Origin of the sequence: Campylobacter sp. FU_520, from assembly GCF_025772385.1 — a bacterium.
Taxonomy (GTDB): Bacteria; Campylobacterota; Campylobacteria; order Campylobacterales; family Campylobacteraceae; genus Campylobacter_D; species Campylobacter_D lari_C.
The window spans coordinates 1-3,164 of sequence record NZ_JAKMRZ010000034.1 but is presented as its reverse complement, the minus strand read 5'-3'; the positions used below and the strand labels follow the sequence as shown (position 1 = coordinate 3,164).

At 26.3% G+C, this 3,164-nt stretch carries 3 protein-coding genes; all 3 read left to right on the top strand.

The window, feature by feature from the left end; genetic code table 11:
- Window positions 1-933, top strand: a 933-nt coding sequence (locus L8W55_RS07830; RefSeq protein ID WP_263678123.1) for a hypothetical protein, incomplete at its 5' end; no start/stop codon positions are given.
- Window position 934: 1 nt separating this feature from the next.
- Window positions 935-1,894: a pyruvate kinase gene (locus L8W55_RS07825; protein ID WP_263678122.1), complete on the top strand. Its 960-nt coding sequence runs from the start codon at window positions 935-937 to the stop codon at window positions 1,892-1,894.
- Window positions 1,895-1,904: 10 nt separating this feature from the next.
- Window positions 1,905-3,158, top strand: coding sequence for a cation:proton antiporter (locus L8W55_RS07820; protein WP_263678121.1), 1,254 nt, complete (start codon window positions 1,905-1,907; stop codon window positions 3,156-3,158).
- Window positions 3,159-3,164: the final 6 nt, after the last annotated feature.

The following is a 3,164-nucleotide window of genomic DNA, read 5'->3' as shown; positions in this document are numbered from 1 at the left end:
AATGGTTCAATTTGGACTTTACCTATAACCTTAGAGGTGGAAAATTTAAATTCTTACACTGTAGGCAGTATAAGAGATTTGTATTATAAAAACGAATTAATAGGAAATATACACATAGAAGATAAATTTCAGGTGCAAGATAAAGATTTGTTTGAAATTTATCAAACCAAAGATCTAAATCATCCTGGTATAAAAAAAGAAAAATCAAAATCTTCCTTCAAAATTGCAGGAAAAATACAACTTAAAGAAGAATTTTATCAAGATAGCTTATATAAAAATATACTGCAAGATATTTTTAGTAAAAAAAATAAAGAAGTAAAAACCATTGCAGGTTTTCAAACAAGAAATGCTATACATAAAGCTCATGAGCATTTACAAAAAATCGCTTTAGAACTTTGCGATGCTTTGTTTATTAATCCTTTAATCGGATGGAAAAAAGAAGGTGATTTTACCCAAGAAGCGGTTATGAGTGCATATAAAATAATGTTTGAAGAGTTTTATCCAAAAAATAGAGTATTTATACAAGGTTTAGAAACTAATATGCGTTATGCTGGTCCCAAAGAAGCTATTTTTCATGCAATAGTTCGCAAAAATGCAGGATGTACTCATTTTATTATAGGTAGAGATCATGCAGGAGTGGGTGATTATTATGGAGTATATGAAGCACACAAACTTGCAAAAGAGCTAAACTCTGCAAATGAGCTTGGTATAGAACTATTGCTTTTAAAAGAACCGTATTTTTGCTCTAAATGTCAAGAAATAGTTAGTGAAAAAGTATGTTCACATAAAGATACTCATAAAATTTCTATTAGTGGTACTAAAATTAGAAAAGCTTTAGTTTCAGGAGAAATTCCAGATGAAAGATTTATGAGAAAAGAAGTTGCCCAAACTCTCATAAATCTTGGAGTAAATAATATTTTTATAAAGGATTAAAATGCAAAAATATATATTAACAGTAGGTCCAAGCTTAGGTAATAAATTTAAAATTAATGAAATTCATCAAGATAATTTTATTTATAGAATAAATGGGGCTCATGGTAATTTAGAAGATATAAAAAATACTATTTTTAATATAAGAAATCAAAACAAATCTGCCAAAATTTTAATTGATCTTCCTGGCAATAAGATAAGAACTGCTAATATTAATGAGCCTATACAAGTTTCCAAAGATCAAGATTTTACTTTAAAAACCACACAATTTAACTTTAAAGATTTTTATAAACTAATTCAACCAGGTATGCAAGTATATGCTAATGATAGTGTGTTTTTGTTTATTGTTAAGTCTGTTGGTAATGAAGAAATAGTATTTACTTCTAAAAGCGATGGATTATTATTAAACAATAAAGGTATGCATATAAGAAATCTCCATACAAATATTCCATTTTTATTTGAAAAAGATATGGAATTGATTAAATTGTGTAATGAGTTTAAAATTGACTATCTTGGAGCTTCTTTTGTAAGAAAGGCTCAAGATATAAAAGAGTTAAAACAATCATTAAATTCAGACACCAAGATCATCTCAAAAATAGAAACCTTAGAAGCAGTAAATAATCTATATGAAATTTTACATGAAGTTGATTTTATACTAATAGATAGAGGAGATTTATCTACAGAAATTGGTATCGAAAAAATTCCTAGATTTCAAAATTATATTATTCAAATGGCTAATCATAATGGTGTAAGAGTATTTTTAGCAACTCAAATTCTTAAAAATATGGAAGAAAAACCTATACCTACTATAGCAGAAATCGATGATTTATATAATATATCAAAAAGTGGTGTTTATGGAATTCAATTATCTGAAGAAACAGCTGTTGGGAAATATGTGCAAGAATGTATAAAAATCTTAAATTTGATGAAAAATGAGATTAACTTTGAAAAGATAGTGTTATAAAAGGAAATATATGAAATTTGAATCTTTAAGTCCTGATAATCTTACTGCTATATTTTTATCTTTAGGTGTTTTACTTTTATCAGCTTTTGTTTTTGGTAAAATTTTTACCTTTTTAAAAGCACCTAAGGTTATTGGAGAGATTACAGGAGGATTTATATTAGGAGCTAGCGGGCTTTATATTATAGCGCCTGAATTTGTTACACATATATTTTTAAATTTTCAAGAGCAAGGAAAAATTTTAAATACTTTTTATCAATTAGGCCTTATATTTTTAATGTTTATTGCAGGTTTTAACACACAAATTAATTTTGAAAAACAAAACATTAAAATCATTTCTACTTTATTTCTCGGAGCAACCTTTATACCTATTGCTTTAGGCTATTTTTTTATTGATTATTTCAAAGATAGTTTTATTGGAGAAAAAGGAAGTGATTTATCTTTTAGTTTGGTTTTTTTAATAGCCATAGCAGTTACTTCAATTCCTGTTATCTCAAAGATTTTTTTTGATATAGGTATCATAAAAACAAGATTTGCTAGTATAGTTTTAACTACCTCCACCATACAAGATTTATTTTTGTGGATTTTACTCAATGTCGCTATTAATGCCTCAACAAGCAATTCTTTTTCAATTGAAAATAACTTATGGACAGCTTTTATTACTATTATTCTTTTTATCCTTGTAAAAGTTTTAGCAAATATTGTTAGCAAAATTCATTTTCGTTTTGAATCTATAGACTTTTTTACGCTTTCTTTTGTACTATTATTTTTAGCTATTGCGTTGTTAAATATTGTTCATATTAATCCCATGTATACTTCCTTTTTAGTGGGATTTTTAATCAAAAATACACTACAAAACAATCATGAGTTAAAAGAAAAAATTACTAGTATATCTGATTTTTCTTTTTCTTGTTTTATTCCGATATATTTTGCACTAATTGGAATACAGCTAAATGTTATTCATGAATTTTCATTTATTATGTTTGTTATGTTTTGCTTATTAGCTTGCGTTTTTGAGTTTTTAGGATGTTATTTATCTCTTTTAACTTTGAAAATTTCTAATTTATCAAGAGTTAATTTTGCTATCACCATGAATGCAAGAGGAGGTCCTGGTATTGTTTTAGCTAGCGTTGCTTTTTATTATCAAATTATCAATACTAGCTTTTTTACAACTTTGATACTTACCACTTTATTCTCTTCAATGTTAGCTGGATATTGGCTAAGATATCAAAAAAATAAAAATAGTGAAGTATTTTATAAGTTTTGATATAAT